A 15,526-nucleotide genomic window follows, 5' to 3' on the forward strand; every position below is an offset into this window, starting at 1 on the left:
GGAAGTTGGACACAGGGCTGCGAACTCGGGTTAACGGGCTTTAGGGATTGCGGTTGATCTGATTTCCATGGGGCTTCGATTCAGAGCCCTGCCATGCCCCTTGCCGCCCTCGAAGGATTTGAGAAGCCGCGCCTGAAGGCGCTTCTGGAGCATTTCGCCTCGATCGAAGACCCGCGCGCGCCATGGCGGGTGGCGCATCCGCTGCCGGAGTCCTGCTTCTGGTTGTCTGCGGCACGATCTGCGACTGCGACGACTATGATCTCATTGCCGATTGGGGCGCGGCGCGTCTCAACTTCCTGCGCCGCTACTTGCCCTATCATCACGGCGTGCCGGGCGGGCGCTGGCTGACCTGCTGATGAACCGCATCGACCCGGGCCTGTTCTCGGCCGCCTTCACCTCACGCCTTCCAGCTGACCTCAGACGATACATAGCCTCAACGGACTGCAGCTATCCACTCTTCTGCGACCTTCCCGCGCCGATTTTTAGGAGGTCAATCGGAAGGAGCAACGAGCGCCAATTCCGGACCAACATCGAGGTGACCCTGTCGGTCGCCTCTCCGATCCGTTGGCCGGCCTTCGTGTTGCTTCGCGGCAAGTACCACACAGGGGTTAGCGGTTCGACGTCGCTGCGGGCGAACATAGTAGAACGGTGTCGGCCGATCATTGTCAAAGATCTGACCGTCATCGAGCTTTCCTGAAAGACAAAGGTCGCTTGGACGTGGGTGCGAGATTGGCATTTTCCAGTGTCGCTCGCGATGCGTACGCAGAGGTCCAACATTGTCTTTCGTTCTTGACGATCGATGATCATCGACAGCGGTCCCGTGAAACTCATCAAAAGTGTCGCGCTTCTCGCCATTCCCGGCTGCGGCCGGTGAAGCGCCGCGCTCTGGACATATTCTCGACGGAAAAACGCCTCGAAGCGCCCGGCAACCGACCGATTGGGAACAATCTTACCTGTTTCAAGGTTGGGGATGCGCAAGGGACTGCTCTACGGAATTTTTGTCCAGATGAAACGCCATTTTCGGATTCTTGTCGGTGCCACGGTCGGCCTCACATTGACACCTGCTCCGCTTCCCGCACTTTCGCGCGACGCCCAGCCGCTCGCGGCACCCGTCATTCTGGCCCAAGCCCAGTCGTCCGAAGAGGAAGAGCTGCTGCGCAGGAAGAAGAGAAACGGGGCCAAACGCGACGAGCAGCGGACTCCCCAGGCAGAAAGGCCGGCGCAGCGCGAGCGGGCCAAGCGGCCTGCGGCGCGGGAGCGCGAAGCCATCAAACGGCGTGCCGCCGAACCCGAGCCGGCGATCACCGAGGAACGCCAGAAGCGGCGCAAGGAGCGCGAAGCCATCAAACGGCGTGCCGCCGAACCCGAGCCGGCGATCACCGAGGAACGCCAGAAGCGGCGCAAGGAGCGCGAAGCCGTCAAACGGCGTGCCGCCGAACCCGAGCCGGCGATCACCGAGGAACGCCAGAAGCGGCGCAAGGAGCACGAAGCCGTCAAACGGCGTGCCGCCGAACCTGAGCCCGCGATCACCGAGGAACGCCAGAAGCGGCGCAAGGAGCGCGAGGCCGCCAGACGGCCTGCCGCCGAACCCGAGCCGGCGATCACCGAGGAACGGCAGAAGCGGCGCAAGGAGCGCGAGGCCGCCAGACAGCCTGCCGCCGAACCCGAGCCGGCGATCACCGAGGAACGCCAGAAGCGGCGCAAAGAGCGCGAAGCCGCCAGACAGCGCAACGCCGAACCTGAGCCCGCGATCACCGAGGAGCGCGTGAAGCGGCGCAAGGAGCGCGAAGCGGCGATGCGTCGTCCCGAAAACGCCGCCAGGCTCTTCGACAGCGCCAAGGAAAAGCCGGTGAGGCGCAAGACGGGCGGCGCCGAGCCGGATCAGCCCGCTCGGGCCAGGGCCGAGCGGCTGCCCGAAAGCGACGCCGCGGCGCAGGCGCGAGCCTCGAGAGATCCAGTGCAAATCGGCTCCGTCATCTCCGAGGAAGGCCGCCGCATCGAACGCCCGCGCAGGGCGCGTCCCGAGGTTCCGCAGGGCGCGGAACTCGTGCGCGAGGTCAACAACCGCTTCATCTTCCGAACCGACAACACCTATTTCATCGAGCGGCCCCGCGAGGAGCGATTCATCATCGACGCGCGCGAGGTCTACTACGAGGAACTGCCGCGCAGCCGGCAGCGCGAGGTTGTGGTCCGTCCCGACGGGACGCGGATCGTCACGATCCGCAACCGCTGGGGAGATGTCGTCCGCCGTGTGAAGATCCTGCCCGACGATCGCGAGATCGTCCTCGTCTATGTCGAAGACGACTATTACGACGAGGTGCTGGAATGGCGCGATCCCGGCCTCGAACTGCCGCCCCTCGACCTCGAGATTCCGGTTCGCGACTACATACTGGACGCGGAATGGGTTGAGGACCCCGAAGACTACTATACATTCCTCGACCAGCCGCCGGTCGAGCAGGTGGAGCGCACCTACTCGCTTGACGAGGTCCGGCGTTCGGCGCGCATCCGCGACAAGGTCAGGCGCATCGATCTCGATATCATCAATTTCGAGTTCGGCTCGGCCCAGATCCCGGAAAGCGAGATCGGCAAGCTCGAAGGCGTCGCCGAGGCCATGCAGCGCCTGCTCAAGGAGAACCCGGGCGAGACCTTCCTGATCGAAGGTCACACCGACGCGGTCGGGGCGGAGGTGGCGAACCTGGCGCTGTCGGACCAGCGGGCCGAGGCGGTGGCGACCGCGCTGACCAACGTCTTCGACATAGCGCCCGAGAACATGGAGACGCAGGGCTATGGCGAGCAGTACCTGAAGGTTGAAACCCAGGAGCCCGAACGCGAGAACCGGCGCGTCGCGATCCGCCGCATCACGCCGCTGGTCGCACCCGTGGCGAGCTCCGAATAGGCCCCACCCTTGTTTTGAGCCTGCCGGGAAGGTAGCGCCAGGCTCAGCGTATCGAGCGGGCCAAATAGACGACACGTCCAGCCCGGTCAAGATCCGCTTCCGCCGCCTGTTGCGATATTGAGGTCGAAATCGAGCAACAACTGGGTTGGGTCAAGCCCTGCCCTGCCTGAGTGAACCGGATTAATTGACGCCGAGGAAGTGGGCGGCGCTCGGGCGTGTTAGAGCTGGCGAAGACCTTGCCGGGCGGGACGATCTCGTGGATGCGGCCAATCGGGAGATCGTCGATGGCGCCCCGGTTAGGCGTGAAGAACTTCACGACCGGAAAGGGATCGTGGTTCGGAACCGATTTGCAAGCAAGGCTGGGGCGACAAGATAAAGGACCATGGCGATCATCACGACGCCGGAGAACCCGATATGCATTGCAAGCAGCGTGGCGAGAATCGCGCTCAGCACGGACGCACAGCCGTTGATTCCCCACGCCCAGGGAATGAATGTTTCCGAACGCGCCCCGACATGCCCGAGGCCGAGGGGAAACGGCATGCCCATAAAAAGAGCGAGCGGCGCTATGAGAAGGAGCGCGATCGCGATCTTCGCGGCGTCCGGGAACGCCAGCAGCCTTTCGAATACTGAGGGTAGCGCGAGAAGGTAGGTGGCAGCCAGGACCGCGATAACCCCGACAGCGAGGGCGATGCCGCGCACCGCCGATCCGCGCCCGACAGCCGCTGCCCAGCGTGCGGCAACGGCGCTACCGAGACCGGCGAAGGCGAGGAAGCCCGCAAGCACGACAGCGACAGCGTAGAACGGATGACCGAGGAACAGCACAAAGCGCTGGATGAAGGCGATTTCGATGAAGAGGAAGGCTAGCCCCAAGGCAAGGAAGTAGAGCCCGAAGCGCAGCCGGTGCAAAGCTTTCCCGAGCGCGTGTCTGCGAAGCCATAGCGGCAGGAGGATCAGGACGGCGCTGAGGATGGCAGCCTGGACCAGAGTCGTCACGAGGATCAGGTAGCTCCAGTCGAGCATCGCTGCCCCGCCCTGGGTGCGCAGGGCTAGGAGTTCGGGCAGGGCGCGCCAGCGGAAGAAGTCGAAGAAATAGGGCCGATTGTCGGTCGCCGGTGCGATGGCGAACTTGTAGCGCTCGATGAAGTCGGCGCACTCAGGGCCGAGGAGGGCGAGGGCTCCCTCGTAGAGATATTCCTGATCGAGCTGGTTGAAGTGGTTCACATCGCTCGCGGAGATGCCTGGCACCCAAGAGATGTCGAAGAAGTTCTCGGCCGCGAAGCTGCGAATGGCCGCAATGTCTTCGCCTTTGAAGGGCGACTTGGCGACGAGCAAAGTAGCGGTATTCCAGCTCCGGATCAGCGCCAGGTGCCGGCCCGGCTCGGCCACGCCTTCCGCCTTGAGCGCTGCTATGGCGGTGGCCAACAGCTTAAGGCTGTCACGCGGCGGCACTCGCAGCCATCGTGTGAAAGCGACGACACCATCTGGTCTGAGAATCGCTAGGTAATCCCGCATTGCCTCCACGGTATAGGTGTAGTTTTCATGCAAGCTCTGCACGCCGGCCGCGGCCGCGCTGAAGGAGTCAAGGAGCGGCATCTGGATCAGGTCGTAGCGCTCGCCGGCAGTCGCAGCGAAGGCGCGCGCCTCGGCCAAATGCAAGCGCAGGTTCGGTCGGCTGAAGATACCGCCAGCGAAGTCGGCGAAGCGATTCCGAGCCAAGTCGATCATTTGCGGGTTGACCTCTACCGCATCCACCCTATCGGCCCCGGCGCGCAGCGCCAGCAGCACCTGCTCGCCGCCCCCGGCGCCGAGGATTAGTACCCGCGGCCGCTCGAGGATGCGGTACGGCAGCGCCGCCGTTGTCCGGTCGAGATAGGCGACCTTCGCCGGATCGCCTCCATAGGCGGTAATCGCCGCAATACTGTCGCCATCGGTGAAGACGGCGAGTTGCGCAGGCGGCTCTTGGGTGTTGGCTAGGCTGAGGCCAGGCGCGTAACGGAAGGGGACGGTCGGACTCTCGACAACCGTCAGCAACCCGAGCGGGCTCGATCGCTCCTCGATCACCCGGGCGTTCGGAACCTCCAGGGCCATGCGGAGGCCCTTATACTGCGACATATGCGGCTCGGGGGCCACCCAGGACGGCGGTAGCGATACTGCAACGAACGCCGCCGCCAATCCAAGGCCGCCCGCTGCGAGCCACCGATGGCGGACCATGCCGAACGCGGCAAGGGCAGCCGCCGCGAATGCCAGTGCTGCAACGAAACGCAGCGCCGTAGATGGGAAGACCAGGAACAGGAGCCCGACGATACCCAGCGCACCGATCCCTGCGCCGGCCAAGTCGAAGGCGTAGACGCGTCCGATCTGTCCGGGATGACGGCAGAAAGCAAGGCCGACGCAGGTCGCGCCAAAGAAGAACGGCAGGATCAGAAGCGCATAGCTGGCCGCGAGCCAACCGAGCTGTCGCGGAGCCCAGATGATCTCGAGCGCGTTGAACGGCAGACGTTCGGCGATGGCGAAGCTGGCTACCGCGGTCATGCCGAACAGCGCGGCCGATGCCGCGAAAGCAGCCGGGTACCGCTCCACTAGCCAGCGCTGGGCGAGCGCAATGAACGTACCGCTCGCGCCGAAGCCCAAGAGCGCGATGCTGATGATCATGTAGGCAAAATGGTGCCATTGAACGATCGAAAACAATCGCATCAGCAGCAATTCGTAACCGAGAACCGCTGCCGAAATGAGACCGACTGGTAGCATGCGGCCCGCTCTCACCGGGAGGGACCTCCCCGCAGCGGAACGAAGCTCACCGGCAGCAGCTGCCGGGTCGTGATGCCTCCGCCTAGTCGCTTCTCGACGAGCATGAGAAACTGGGTTGCAAAGGGGCCTCCCACGGGGATGACCATCCGACCTCCTTCAGCGAGCTGCTCGACAAGCGGCGGCGGGATATGGCTGGCAGCCGCGGTCACTACGATGCCGTCGAAGGGCGCGTGCTCAGGCCAGCCGTAATAGCCGTCGTCCACCTTCACCTGAACGTTGTCGAAGCGGGGCACCGCAAGTCGTGCCGCTGCCCTCTTGCCCAGTTCCGGGATAATTTCGATCGAGTAAACCTTGGCGGCGAGGGGCGACAGGACGGCTGCCTGATAGCCCGAGCCGGTGCCGATCTCGAGGACGGTGTCGCCAGGCCGGACATTGATCAGGTCGGTCATAAGCGCGACGATAAAGGGCTGCGAGATCGTCTGACCGTGCCCGATCGGCAGGGGCCGGTCATGATAGGCCGCGCCGCGCTGCGCCTCGGGTACGAAACGGTCGCGCGGCACGGTGCCCATTGTCTTGAGCACCGCCGGATCGATACTGTATGCCGCGGAGCGGGCGTGTCCCTTTATCGTCTCGATCATGGCCGCACGCTCGGCTGCGCGGTCCTGGGCGGGCGCCGATGTCGAAACGAAGGCGGCGACACTCGCGAGAAACGCGGCCAGCAACGCTCGGCACTGGGCTAGAGCACTCATGAACCTCTCCTGGCCCACGACGTCGAGAACAAAGGCGGCGGCTTTTTGAAGCAAACGCCGCTCCGATCTCACACCAAACATGTCGCGGCACCAGGTCCGGATCAACCCCGTTGGAGGTTGGTGGTGCGCCAGAAGGCGTCTTCCGCCTCAGGCGGCGACCGCAAATGGGACGGCAAGCAGCCTGACTGCATTATGCATCCTTCAGGGGTACCAGGGACCTTGCGGTTACCTGCCTGCAAGTCCGCTATCCACTTCATTGCAGCCCCTCCGACGAATCGACACAAAGGTCGGAGCGGGTCATGTCGAGACCTCAAGCAGGACTCGCCAAGCGGCTTTGGCGCAGACCAAATCAGCCGATTGCACGCCAGAGTACGCCGTAGCTCCCCCACGACGGTAATGCCCCTTTACACTCGGCTCCGACCGGGCTTGAGATAGTCTAGTCGTTGGAAGGAAGCTGAGAGCCGTAAGCAGCCAACATCGAACGGAGACCAACTGGGCGCCGAATCTGCGCTATCGCCGCCGTTTGCCCCTACTCCCACTCGATTGTCTACTGCCCTCATAGCTTATTCATTAGATAGAATTCTAATTGGCGTTCCTTTCGAATACCGTCAACAATACCGTCACAAAATGGCTTAAATCCAAATCTGCGACGGAGCACCTCGCAGTATCCGAAACACCGCCGATCGCCGCACGGCCGTGCAGTGTCCTGAGATACCATCTTTCTGTTGGCCTCTGCTGTAGGGATGCCTGTCAGATCGTTAGCTCGGGATCGTGCTGCTTGCCAACCGGGTTTTTTGTGCTCTGACGGGTCCATGGGCTGTAGCGCGGCTTTTGTTCCCATCGCGGCTGAGGAAGCGGGTCGTCAGTCAGGAAATGACCGATAGCATTGACAATGCACCAAACCCTCCTCGCCTTTGGTCCGTTGGACCGATGGCGCTGCCGAGATTTCCCCATTTCTCGTCTGCGTTGTCGGTCTCTTTTTTGGCCGGGCGGGCGGCAACTCGTTCGGATTGCCCTTTAGTGGGGGAGCGTCACCTGCACCGATTAAGCGGTTCAGTGCCCTGCGTTCTGGCCCTTAGGAATGTGTCTCGTGCCGAATGCCGTTGTTGAACGGTAAGAAGGGGGCTGTTTGTGGAGGCGTTCAGTATTAGGCGCTGGGGCCATCTGGTCCCGTCATTGCGTGCCATTGCTCGATGTGCGTGTCCGTTTGAGCGCCCAGCGACACACACCATGGCCAGCAACGGTAAGACTGTGATACCATTGCACAAGTTGCGTCGTCGCCGCCGGCAGACTGTCGTTTCCGCGAAGCCGGACAAGCGCAGTGCTCAGTATCGTAAGTCTCAACCCGATGAACAAGTAGCCGCGGATTATGGAACTTGTCGTCGCCCTTGGCCTGATCGCCTTCAAGGTCGCGTTGCTGATTGCGATCCTGCTGCTGCTGCCTTTGCCGCTGACCTGGGTGGAACGCAAGATCGCCGGGCACATCCAGCAGCGGATGGGGCCGATGCGCGTGGGGTGGCACGGGCTGCTGCAGCCGGTGGCGGACGGCATCAAGCTCTTGACCAAAGAGGACCACATCCCGGCCGAAGCCGACCGCTTCCTGTTCAAACTGGCGCCGATCCTGGCGCTCGCCCCGCCCTTCGTGGTGTTCGTCGCGATCCCCTTCGGCGAAAGCGTCTCGGTCCTCGGCGCCGAGATCACGCTCTACGTCTCCAACATGAACGTGGCGCTCCTTTTCGTCTTCGCGGTGATCGGGATCGAGGTCTATGGCGTCATCTTCGGCGGCTGGGCCGCGAACAGCAAATACGCGGTCCTGGGCAGCCTCAGGACTTGCGCGCAGATGATCAGCTACGAGATCCCCATGGGGTTCGCGGTCGTCGGCGTGGTAATGCTGGCGCAATCCATGAGCCTGCTCGAGATCGTACGGGCGCAGGCCGATGTCTGGAACATCGTCTACCAACCGGTCGGGTTTTTCGTATTCTTCGTCGCCGGGCTGGCCGAAGCGCAGCGCATTCCATTCGACCTAGCGGAGGCGGAAGGCGATCTGGGGGCCGGGTTCCATACCGAATACAGCGGCATCCGCTTCGCGTTCTTCATGGTCAGCGAATACGCCGTCATGCTGCTGGTGTCGGTCCTGTCGGTCATCCTGTTCTTCGGCGGCTGGAACGGCGTGCTGATCCCGTTGCCGCCGCTCCTCTGGTTCACGCTCAAGGTCGCGTTCTTTCTCTATGTGTTTATGTGGTTCCGCTTCACCTTCCCGCGCTATCGATACGACCAACTGATGGCGATCGGGTGGAAAGTCTTGCTTCCACTGTCACTGGCGAACATAATAGTAACAGGAGTTGCTTTCCTTTGAGGGCCACTCCAAGCGAGGCGGCGATGTCGCGCGCACTGCACATACGTGGAACATGGATCGGCTGGGCATTCTTCGCCGATCTAGCGGGCGCTTTGGCGCTGACCTTCGGCTACATGTTCTCCAGATCCGTGACCATGCAGTATCCTGACAAGGAAAAATGGTTGCCCTATTCGCGTTACCGCGGGCATCACTTCCTGACGCGCGACGAAGAGGGCGAGATCAAGTGCGTGGCCTGCGAGCTCTGCGCGCGCATTTGTCCCTGCGACTGTATCGAAGTCATTCCCTACGAGGACGAGAAGGGCAACCGGCATCCAGCAAAATTCGAGATCGACATGGCCCGCTGCCTGTTCTGCGGGCTGTGCGAGGACGCCTGCCCCGCCGACGCGATCGCGCTTGGCCAAGAGTACGAATTCTCGAGTTTTTCCTCGCGTGACCTAGTGGTCGGACGTGACGATCTGCTCGGCAAACCGGGCAAGGCGACGACCGGCGGCGGTGTGGTCGCGGCGCGTCTGAACACCGAACAGGACGTGCTGGTCGAGACGAGTGAGCCGCAGGGATACAACTGGTGGCGGAATATCCGCCGACCGTGAACGCGCGGTAGCCGTCAAGCCGGAGCACAGGAGGCTCAGATGCTTGTCTGCCAAATCTTGAAGACCAAATCTCCCGAGCTCATCTCGGTCACACCAGATCAGACGGTCGTAGAAGTCCTGCGGCTGTTTCGGGACAACAACATCGGATTCGTGGTCGTCAGCAGTTCGCCCGGGGAATGCCTGGGCACGCTGTCGGAGCGGGACTGCTGCTATGCGGTGGCTGAATACGGAATCGAGGCGCCCACAATGCGGGTCGCCGACATCATGAACCGCAGTGTGGTGACCTGTTCGACACAGGATTTGCTGCCCTTTGTGATGTCGCTCATGACCGACCGACGCACGCGCCATGTGTTGGTCATGGACGGCGACGCTTCTGTCGGCGTGGTGAGCATCGGCGACGTGGTCAAGCACCGGCTCGACGAATTGCTCCGTACCGAGCAAGCGTTGAGCGATTACATTGCCGGGACCCCTTATCACTGAGGATACGAACCCGGGAGCCGATTAGGGTGAACTGCCCGGAAGCTCGGCAATGCCTCGGCCGCGACTTTCAGGGCGCGCCTCGACTCCGGTGGCGAAGGCAGTGTGCGCCTTTTGAACCTCCACCGGACAAGGGTATTCGCCCCGCCGCATAAGGCTGTTGAGACGCAGGTCTCTATAGTTTTCCGGCACGAACATGAGCCTCCCGGGAAAATGCCTATTGACCTTGAGCTGCGCCCTCAGTTCGCCCTGGGTGGATCGTACGATCACCTGATCGCGATCCGAAAGGCCAAGCTGTGCGGCGTCCCACGCGCTCATCTCAACATACGGGTCATCCGCCACCGTATTTAGGATCTCCGAGCGTTCGGAAAGATATCCATTGTGGAACAGGCAGTTGCCGGTGACCAACATGAGCCGGTCGGCCGCATTCGGGTTAGGCGGAGGGGCGAAGAACTCGCCAGCCGGCGGCGTCGGGTCCGCCGTGGTGAATGCTCCGTCAGCGCCAAGCCCGTCCTGCGTCAGCCCTTGGTAGGCCGGAACCAGCCGGGCAATCTCGCGGAAGATTTCGCCTTGCATCGACGGTTGCATTGCCTGGTTGCGGAGCGCTGCGACGAAGTCCAAGATCGCCAGATTGCCCCGCGCCTCGAAGGCGGGTTCGCGGAACTTGCGGACCGCCTGGATCCGGCCCTCGTTGTTGGTGAAGGTGCCGGATTCCTCTCCATAACCCGCCGCAGGCAGGACGACATCGGCCAGACCCACGGTATCGGTGAGGAAGGTGTCCTGCACGATCAGGAGATCGGTGGCATCAAGCGCCCGTTTGACGAATCCCCGGTCGGGATAGGTCATCAGGGGGTCGCTTCCGACGATATAAAGCGCGCCTACCCGCCCCTTGTCACAAAGCGCCAGCATTGCGTCGAGATCCGCGCCCGGCTCAGGCGGAATTTCGGCGCCCCAGGCCCGTATGAGAGCTGTGCGCGCCGTGTGATCGCCGACCGGGCGCAGCCCCGGCAGGGCCGCCGGCAGAACCCCCATGTCCCAGGCGCCCAGCTGGTTGGCTCGGTCGAAGAGGAACTGCATCGCCGGGCCCTTGCCGAGCACGCGGAGAACCCGCAGCAGGTTGGCGAGCTGCTGCAGCGTTGCGCGCACTTCGGAAAGCCTCAGGAGGTCGGCGCTGACAAGCACAGCGACGCTCCCGCCGTCCAGCAGCGCAGCGGCTAGACGGTCCGGCCCGTCGCTGCCGGTAGTCGCTGGTGCCCAGCCGGTTGCCGCGCCGACGCCCGCAAGAACCTCGCTCGGCAAGGCTTGGCCGGCCGCCGCCACGAGACCGGCCACCACTGCGGCAAGGGCCGCAGCCTCAGCGCCCGGAGCAACACGAACGACCGCTCGGGCATCGGTGTCCAGCCGGGATGGCCTCGCCGAGAGCATGAGCAACCTGGTCTGCCTCCGCCGCGCCGCGTCTCGCAGCAGGTATTCAGTGACCGGGTTCTCGTCGGTCACGTTGCCACCGACGACAAGCACGCAGTCGTTGCCGATCACCTCCTCCAGCGGCGCGCGGCTGTAGAAGCCCGCCACCAACGGGCCAAGCGTCTCGAAGGGCGTAGACCAGCGCGACGAGCAGTCGATGTTGTTGGTCCGGAATACCGTCCGCATCAGCTTCTGGAACTGATAAAGCACCTCGTTGGGCAGGCGCGGCGAGGCCAGCCCGCCCGCAGCCTTGCTCTCGACGGCCGACAGGCGCCGGCGCAGGTAGTCCCCGGCTTCGTCCCAGGAAACCGGAACCAGTGCGCCGTCACGGCGGATCATCGGCCGCTTGATCCGGTCCCGGCTCCCGACGAAGTCGAGGCCGAAGCGCCCCCGCACGCAGAGCGTTTCGCGATTGACACCATGCTCCCACTTCGAGCGGACCCGCATGAACTCGCCCTTGCGCGCGCCGACGGTGAGCTGGCAGCCGGTGCCGCAATGCGGGCAGACCGTGTCGGTCTCGACCAGATCCCAGGGCCGTGCCTTGTAGCGATAGGGGAAGCTCATCAGCGCGCCGACCGGGCAGACCTCGACACAATTGCCGCACTGGTCGCAACTCGCGAGACTGCCCTCGAAGCCGGTGACGGCGGTATCCATGCCTTTTTCGATGGTGCCCAAGGCGACCGCTCCGACCACGTCCTCGCACATCCGGACGCAGCGCTGGCACTGGATGCAGCGGTTGACGTTCATGATGATGACGGGGCTGAGACGGATGTCCTCGGAGTGGAACACACGTTTGGCATCGCGGAATCGGCTTTCCCGGGGCCCGTATGCCATCACCATGTCCTGAAGCTCGCACTCGCCGCCCTTGTCACAGATCGGGCAGTCGAGGGGGTGGTTGGCAAGCAGCATGTCGAGCATGGAAGAGCGCGTTTCGTCGATTAGCGGCGTGTTAGTCCGCACCACCATGCCGTCGGTGACCGTGGTGGCGCAGGAAGGCTGCAGCCGCCGCTGCCCTTCGATCTCCACTAGGCACATGCGGCAGGAGGCCAGCGCCGGCAGCCGCTTCAGATAGCAGAAGGTCGGGATTGCGATGCCCAAACGCTCGGCAGCCTGCAGCACCGTAGAGCCTGCGTCCACTTCCAGCGTTTGTTCATCGATCGTGACGCTAACCATGACTTCTTGCGGCCTTCTCCCTGCGCGCTCCTTAGTGAAGCGAGCACCTGCCCTCCTCGATATGGGCGACGAATTCATGCTCGAAATGCGCCAGTGCCGCCCGCAGCCCCATAGCCGCGCCGTCACCCAGAGCGCAGAACGTGTTGCCGAAAATGCCCTTGCAGAGCGATTCCAGCTGTTCCAGATCGTCCGGCGCGCCCTGCCCTGTCTCGACCCGGCGCAGCACTTTCACCACCCAGTTCAGCCCTTCGCGGCAAGGCGTGCATTTCCCGCAGGACTCGTGGTGGAAGAACTCGATGATTCGGGTGGCGACCTTGACCATGCAGGTCGAGTCGTCGATCACGATCACTCCGGCTGAGCCAAGCATCGAGCCGACCGCAGCCAGCGAGTCGAAGTCCATCCCGACATCCAGCCCGCGCTCGGGGATCAGCGGCGCCGAGACCCCGCCGGGGATCACCGCCTTGATCCTGCGCCCCGGCGGCGGCCCGCCGGCGCGGTCCTCGACCAGTTCACGCAGCGATATGCCCATCGGCAGTTCGTAAAGGCCCGGGTTCCGCACGTGCCCGCTGAGGCAATAAAGCTTCGGACCGGGGCTCTTGTCAGGACCGATGCTGCGAAACCAGTCCGGCCCCCGCGCCACGATATGCGGCACGCAGACCAGCGTCTCGACATTGTTGATCACGGTCGGGCTGGCGTAGAGCCCCGCGACCGCCGGAAATGGCGGTTTCAGACGGGGCTGCGCCCGCTTGCCTTCGAGCGAGTCGAGCATCGCCGTCTCCTCGCCGCAGATATATGCGCCGGCGCCGCAATGGATGTGCACGACGAAATTAAAATCCGAGCCCAGAATCCGTGTTCCCAGATAACCCTTCGCATGGGCCTCGGCGATCGCCTGCTTCAGCCGGTGGATCGCCAGCACATATTCCCCGCGGATGTAGACATAGGCGGTTTCCGCCCCGATAGCGTAGGCGCTGATCACCATGCCCTCGATCAGTTGGTGCGGATCACGCTCCATGATGATCCGGTCCTTGAACGTGCCGGGCTCGCCCTCATCGGCGTTGCAGCACAGGTATTTCGGCTTGTCGGCCCGTTTCGGCACGAAGCTCCATTTCAACCCGGTCGGGAATCCGGCGCCGCCGCGACCACGCAGGTTCGATTGCTTGACGAGGTCGATGATCTCGTCGGGCGTGTGCTCGCGCAGCGCCTTCGCCAGCGCCTGGTAGCCGCCGCCGGCCTCATAGCTCGAAAGCAGATGGCCATCCGGCACGTCCATGTTTCTGAGAAGGACCGGTTCGAACATGGCGGCTATTCACCCGGCGGTCCTGCGGCGGCGAGTTCGGCGCCAGTCGCTTGCCCTGCCGCCGCGCGCAGCCTGTCCAAGAGCGCGTCGATCCGCGCAATGTCGAGGTCGCCGTGATAGTCGTCGCCGACCTGCATCACCGGGGCCATCTCGCAAGCGCCGAGGCATTCGACGGTCGAAAGCGTGAACAGCCCGTCCGGGGTCGTGCCGCCCTTTTCGATCCCCAGCACAGTCTCCAGATGCCTCAGCAGGTCCTCGGATCGGCGCAGCATACAGGATAGGTTGTCGCAGAGTTGCAGGTGGAACAGACCCACCGGCTCGGTATGGAAGAGGGTGTAGAAGGTCGCCAATTCGTAGACCCAGACCCGCTCGACACCGAGGATGTCGGAGACCTCTTCCAACACCGGGCCGGGTAGATGGCCATGTTCCTTTTGCGCGATCAGAAGCGCGGGCATGATCGCCGAGCGCTGGTCGGGATACCGCGCCGCCGCCGCCTCGATCTGTTCGCGCATGTTCATGGCGCCAAAATCTCCTGCTACTTGTCCACCTCGGCCATCACAGGGTCGAGGCTGCCCAGCACGGCGATCATGTCCGCCAGGTAGCGGGCATTGCCGACCCCGAACAGTCCCTGAAGGTTGACGAATGACGGTGCCCGCACTTTCATCCGGAACGGTTTTTGCGACCCGTCGCTGATGATGTAGAACCCGAGCTCGCCCTTTGGCGCCTCGATCGCCGAATAGACCTCGCCCTTCGGCACCTTGAAGCCATAGGCCGAGAGGTCGAAATGCTGGATCAGCGCCTCCATCGAGCAGTGCACCCTGTCCTTATCCACTGGGAAAGCGATGGTCGGCATATCGATCTGGAACGGCCCCTCGGGCATCTGGTCAAGGCATTGCTCGATGATCCGGACGCTCTCGCGCATCTCCTCGACGCGGCATTGCCAGCGCGCGTAGCAATCGCCCTCATCGCGGGTAATGACGTTGAAAGCCAACCGGTCGTAGATCTCATAGGGCTCGTCGCGGCGGATGTCCCAGTCGACGCCCGAGGCCCGCAAGTTCGGGCCGCTCAGGCCAAGATCGATGCCGTCCTCGGCGGAGATCACGCCGACCCCTTGCGTGCGCTTCAGGAACACCCGGTTGTTCTCGATCAGCCGTTCATAATCGCGGATCCGGTTCGGGAAGATGTCGCAGAACTCCCTGATCTTGGGGAAGAACCCGTCGGGCAGATCCTCGCGCACGCCGCCGACCCTGCAGAAAGAGGTGTGCATACGCGCCCCGCTGATCATCTCCAACAGGTCCATGATCATTTCACGCTCGCGCATGGCGTAAAGCAACGCGGTCATGGCGCCCAGGTCCATCGGCAACGCACCGGTGATCAGGAGGTGACCGGAGATCCGCGCGAGTTCGGCCATCAGCACGCGGATATATTGCGCGCGGATCGGCGCTTCGATGCCCAGGAGCTTCTCCACCGCTAGCGCGAAAGCGAGGTTGTTCGAGGGCGGGCAGAGGTAGTCGAGCCGGTCGGTTAGCGGAAAAATCTGGGTGTAAGTGAAGCTCTCGGCCAGCTTTTCGGTGCCGCGGTGGAGGTAGCCGATGTGTGGGTCCACGCGTGCTACATACTCGCCGTCCAGCTCAAGGACGAGCCGCAGCACCCCATGCGTGCTGGGATGCTGCGGGCCGAGGTTGAGAAGCACCTCCTTTGTGTCGAGCGCCTCACCTGCCGGCCTGCTCAGTTCCGTGACTTCGGTCATCTCACTTCCCGGCGTCGAACGGCCTC

The 15,526-nt window shown here is 63.4% G+C and carries 10 protein-coding genes and 1 pseudogene; 5 read left to right on the forward strand and 6 right to left on the reverse strand.

The window, feature by feature from the left end; translation table 11 throughout:
• Nucleotides 1-93 precede the first annotated feature (93 nt).
• Together A9K68_RS27315 and A9K68_RS31950 are read left to right on the forward strand one after the other, a co-directional pair.
• Nucleotides 94-385, forward strand: a pseudogene (locus A9K68_RS27315) (transposase family protein); the annotation flags it as partial.
• A gap of 621 nt (nt 386-1,006) precedes the next feature.
• Nucleotides 1,007-2,896: an OmpA family protein gene (locus A9K68_RS31950; RefSeq protein ID WP_246811249.1), complete on the forward strand. Its 1,890-nt coding sequence runs from the start codon at nt 1,007-1,009 to the stop codon at nt 2,894-2,896.
• Nucleotides 2,897-3,208: 312 nt separating this feature from the next.
• Here the strand turns inward: A9K68_RS31950 and A9K68_RS27325 are convergent, their stop codons facing one another.
• Both A9K68_RS27325 and A9K68_RS27330 read right to left on the reverse strand, forming a co-directional pair.
• On the reverse strand, nt 3,209-5,644 hold the full coding sequence (locus A9K68_RS27325; RefSeq protein ID WP_065007032.1) for a spermidine synthase: 2,436 nt from the start codon (nt 5,642-5,644) through the stop codon (nt 3,209-3,211).
• An 11-nt stretch (nt 5,645-5,655) separates the two neighbouring features.
• A complete protein-coding gene (locus A9K68_RS27330; protein ID WP_240992519.1) occupies nt 5,656-6,447 on the reverse strand; it encodes a protein-L-isoaspartate(D-aspartate) O-methyltransferase in 792 nt (263 codons plus the stop codon).
• 1,315 nt (nt 6,448-7,762) lie between these two features.
• Here A9K68_RS27330 and nuoH point away from each other — a divergent pair.
• The 3 genes from nuoH to A9K68_RS27345 are packed head-to-tail and all read left to right on the forward strand — an operon-like array spanning nt 7,763 to nt 9,819.
• Entirely contained in the window at nt 7,763-8,749 is a 987-nt protein-coding gene (nuoH, locus tag A9K68_RS27335) for an NADH-quinone oxidoreductase subunit NuoH (RefSeq protein ID WP_065007031.1), read from the forward strand.
• A 23-nt stretch (nt 8,750-8,772) separates the two neighbouring features.
• Complete coding sequence (locus A9K68_RS27340) at nt 8,773-9,339, forward strand: NADH-quinone oxidoreductase subunit I (protein WP_065007030.1); 567 nt, start codon at nt 8,773-8,775, stop codon at nt 9,337-9,339.
• Between the two features lie 39 nt (nt 9,340-9,378).
• Nucleotides 9,379-9,819 (forward strand): CBS domain-containing protein, encoded by a 441-nt coding sequence (locus A9K68_RS27345; protein WP_065007029.1) that lies wholly within the window; start codon nt 9,379-9,381, stop codon nt 9,817-9,819.
• A 21-nt stretch (nt 9,820-9,840) separates the two neighbouring features.
• On the opposite strand, the gene nuoG is transcribed toward A9K68_RS27345, so the two are convergent.
• The 4 genes from nuoG to nuoD are packed head-to-tail and all read right to left on the reverse strand — an operon-like array spanning nt 9,841 to nt 15,500.
• Complete coding sequence (gene nuoG, locus A9K68_RS27350) at nt 9,841-12,453, reverse strand: NADH-quinone oxidoreductase subunit NuoG (RefSeq protein WP_065007028.1); 2,613 nt, start codon at nt 12,451-12,453, stop codon at nt 9,841-9,843.
• Between the two features lie 31 nt (nt 12,454-12,484).
• Complete coding sequence (gene nuoF, locus A9K68_RS27355) at nt 12,485-13,750, reverse strand: NADH-quinone oxidoreductase subunit NuoF (protein WP_065007027.1); 1,266 nt, start codon at nt 13,748-13,750, stop codon at nt 12,485-12,487.
• Between the two features lie 5 nt (nt 13,751-13,755).
• Nucleotides 13,756-14,268: an NADH-quinone oxidoreductase subunit NuoE gene (gene nuoE, locus A9K68_RS27360; protein ID WP_065007026.1), complete on the reverse strand. Its 513-nt coding sequence runs from the start codon at nt 14,266-14,268 to the stop codon at nt 13,756-13,758.
• 17 nt (nt 14,269-14,285) lie between these two features.
• Nucleotides 14,286-15,500, reverse strand: a complete 1,215-nt coding sequence (gene nuoD / locus A9K68_RS27365; protein WP_065007025.1) for an NADH dehydrogenase (quinone) subunit D — start codon at nt 15,498-15,500, stop codon at nt 14,286-14,288.
• Nucleotides 15,501-15,526: the final 26 nt, after the last annotated feature.

The organism is Mesorhizobium sp. AA22, assembly GCF_001672375.2.
Classification (GTDB): Bacteria; Pseudomonadota; Alphaproteobacteria; order Rhizobiales; family Rhizobiaceae; genus Mesorhizobium; species Mesorhizobium wenxiniae.